Origin of the sequence: Corallococcus exercitus (assembly GCF_003611585.1) — a bacterium.
In the GTDB taxonomy this organism is placed as follows: domain Bacteria; phylum Myxococcota; class Myxococcia; order Myxococcales; family Myxococcaceae; genus Corallococcus; species Corallococcus exercitus.
In genome coordinates, this window is the sequence record NZ_RAVW01000958.1 from 1 (window position 1) to 379 (window position 379).

Here is a 379-nt window from a genome sequence, read left to right on the forward strand (position 1 = left end):
GCACATGGATCGTGGAAGATTGCTTATGCCGACTTTATGACCGCGATGATGGCCTTTTTTCTGGTGATGTGGCTAATCTCCATCTCCCGCCCAAAAGAGCTGATTCAGATTGCGGAGTACTTCCGGACTCCACTGGCGACTGCGGTTACGGGCGGCGATCGCATTTCTAATAGGGAAAGCCCAATTCCCGGTGGGGGTGATGATTACACCCAAAGCCAGGGGGAAGTGAATAAGCAGCCGAACATCGAAGAGCTGAAAAAACGCATGGAGCAAAGTCGATTGCGGAAATTGCGTGGCGATCTCGACCAGTTGATAGAGTCCGATCCGAACCTGCGGGCGTTACGTCCACATCTCAAAATCGATCTGGTCCAGGAAGGTC

The 379-nt window shown here is 52.5% G+C and carries 1 protein-coding gene; it reads left to right on the forward strand.

Annotated features, from left to right (window positions below):
• The coding region (locus D7W79_RS43080) for a flagellar motor protein MotB (protein ID WP_208730004.1) at nt 1–379 on the forward strand (379 nt) is incomplete at both ends.